Genomic DNA, 2,797 nt, shown 5'->3' with positions numbered 1-2,797 from the left:
GGGAGCGGGCTTGCTCGCGAAGGGGCCAGTGCAGGCGCTAAATCAACGTCTCGATGCGCAACGAATTGGTCGACCCCGGCTGCCCGAACGGCACGCCGGCGGTGATCAGCAGGGTGTCGCCGCGCTGGGCCATGCCCTGGGCCTGGGCGATTTCCAGGGCGGTGGAGCACACTTCGTCCACCTGGCGCAGCCGATCGTTGACCACCGAATGCACGCCCCAGGCCACCGTCAGACGGCGGGCCGCTTGCAGGTTGGGCGTGAGGTTGAGGATCGGCACCGTCGGCCGCTCCCGCGCCGCCCGCAGGCTGGAACTGCCCGATTCGCTGTAGTTCACCAGCACCGCCACCGGCAATATGTTGCTGATACGCCGGATTGCGCAACTGATGGCGTCCGACACCGTGGCGTCGGCCTTCGGTCGACTGACATCCAACTGCGCCTGGTAGTCCGGGCCGTTCTCCACCTGGCGGATGATCTTGCTCATCATCTGCACGGCTTCGAGGGGGTAATCGCCGGAAGCGGTTTCCGCCGACAGCATCACCGCGTCGACGCCTTCAGCCACGGCGTTGGCCACGTCGGTGACTTCGGCTCGGCTGGGCGCGGGAGAAAAGCGCATGGATTCGAGCATCTGCGTGGCCACCACCACCGGTTTACCGAGGGCGCGGCAGGTGCCGATGATGTTCTTCTGGATCTGCGGCACGCTTTCGGCCGGCACTTCGACACCCAGGTCACCCCGGGCAACCATGATCGCGTCGCTCAGTTCGGCGATCTCCCGAAGCCGAGTCACCGCCGACGGTTTCTCGATCTTGGCCATCAAAAATGCCTTGTCGCCAATCAACGCACGCGCCTCGCGAATGTCCTCGGGGCGCTGCACGAACGACAGCGCCACCCAGTCCACGCCCAACTCCAGGCCAAAGCTCAAGTCGCGACGATCCTTGGCGGTCAGCGGGCTCATGTCGAGCACGGCCTGAGGCACATTCACGCCTTTGCGGTCTGACAGTTCGCCGCCATTGAGCACTTGGGTGTCGATGGCATCGGCATGTTTGGCAGTGACCCGCAGGCGCAGCTTGCCGTCGTCCAGCAGCAGGTCCATGCCGGGCTCCAGGGCCGCGATGATCTGTGGGTGGGGCAGGTTGACCCGCTGTTCATCGCCGGGCGTGGCGTCCAGATCCAGGCGCAGGGCCTGGCCGCGTTGCAGCAGCACTTTGCCGTCGGCGAAGGTGCCCACGCGCAGTTTCGGGCCCTGCAAGTCCATCAGAATGCCCAGTGGGTAGTTGAGCTGCTGCTCGACCTCACGAATCCACTGGTAGCGCTGGGCGTGGTCGGCATGCTCGCCGTGGCTGAAGTTCAGGCGAAAAATATTCACACCGGCCTGCACCAGTTCACGGATGTCCTCGATCCCACGGGTAGCGGGGCCAAGGGTCGCGAGGATCTTGACCTTTTTATCAGGCGTCATGTTTGGGGGTCTCAAGAATCAGGATGGCGCGAAAGTCGTTGACGTTGGTACGCGTCGGCTCGGTGACGATCAACGCCTCCAGCGCGGCGAAGTAGCCGTAGCCGTTGTTGTTGTCCAGCTCGTCGCTGGCGCTCAGGCCCAGTTCGCCGGCACGGCGATCGCTGTCCGGGGTCATGATGGCGCCGGCGTTGTCTTCGGAACCGTCGATGCCGTCCGTGTCGCCGGCCAGGGCGTAGATGCCGGGATGACCCTTGAGGCTGTCGGTCAGGCTGAGCAGGAACTCTGCGTTGCGTCCGCCCCGGCCATGGCCGCGCACGGTGACCGTGGTTTCGCCGCCGGAGAGGATCACGCACGGCGCGGCCAGAGGCTGACCGTGCAGGGCGATTTGCCGGGCGATACCGGCGTGGACTTTGGCCACTTCCCGGGATTCGCCTTCCAGGTCGCCGAGGATCAACGGGCTGAAACCGGCCTGGCGGGCTTTCACTGCCGCTGCTTCCAGTGATTGCTGAGGGCGGGCGATCAATTGGAAGTGGCTGCGGGCCAGGCTCGGGTCGCCGGGTTTGACGGTTTCCGATTCCGGGCTTTGCAACCAGTTGCGCACCGAAGCCGGTACTTCAATGTTGTAGCGCTTGAGGATCGCCAGGGCTTCGGCCGATGTGCTGGGGTCGGCCACGGTAGGGCCAGAGGCGATGACGGTGGCGAGATCACCGGGCACATCGGAAATCGCGTAAGTGTAGACCGTCGCCGGCCAGCAAGCCTTGCCCAGGCGCCCGCCCTTGATCGCCGAAAGATGTTTGCGCACGCAATTCATCTCGCCGATGGTGGCGCCGGACTTGAGCAGCGCCTTGTTGATCGATTGTTTGTCGGCCAGGGTGATGCCAGCGGCCGGTAGCGCCAGCAGCGCCGAGCCACCGCCGGACAGCAGGAAAATCACCCGGTCGTCTTCGTTAAGGTGGCTGACCAGCTCCAGCACCCGTTGGGCTACCGCCAGGCCCGCCGCATCAGGCACCGGGTGCGCGGCTTCCACCACTTCGATCTTCTGGCAGGGCGCGCCATGGCCGTAGCGGGTCACCACTAAACCGCTGACTTCGCCTTGCCAGCAACGCTCGACCACCTGCGCCATGGCCGCGGCGGCCTTGCCGGCGCCGATGACGATCACTCGGCCGCTGCGGTCGCTGGGCAGATACTGTTCAAGGACATGCTGCGGATGGGCGGCGTCGATGGCTGCGGCAAACAGCTCGCGGAGCAAATGTTGCGGATCGACCGACATGGCGGACTCCCGGAATTCTTGTTATTTGAAGGACAACGCGATCCCTTTTGTGGGAGCGGGCTTGCTCGCGAAAG

The 2,797-nt window shown here is 64.9% G+C and carries 2 protein-coding genes; both read right to left on the bottom strand.

The features are described 5' to 3' along the window. Positions 1-37: 37 nt before the first annotated feature. Complete coding sequence (gene pyk / locus HU811_RS26435) at positions 38-1,453, bottom strand: pyruvate kinase (RefSeq protein ID WP_186659017.1); 1,416 nt, start codon at positions 1,451-1,453, stop codon at positions 38-40. Then, positions 1,443-2,723, bottom strand: a complete 1,281-nt coding sequence (locus HU811_RS26430; protein ID WP_186659015.1) for a glycerate kinase type-2 family protein — start codon at positions 2,721-2,723, stop codon at positions 1,443-1,445. Before HU811_RS26430 ends, pyk begins: the two co-directional genes overlap by 11 nt. Positions 2,724-2,797: the final 74 nt, after the last annotated feature.

This window comes from Pseudomonas tehranensis, assembly GCF_014268615.1.
Taxonomy (GTDB): domain Bacteria; phylum Pseudomonadota; class Gammaproteobacteria; order Pseudomonadales; family Pseudomonadaceae; genus Aquipseudomonas; species Aquipseudomonas tehranensis.
The sequence above is the reverse complement of the archived record's forward strand: the minus strand, read 5'-3'. Positions and strand labels throughout refer to the sequence as shown.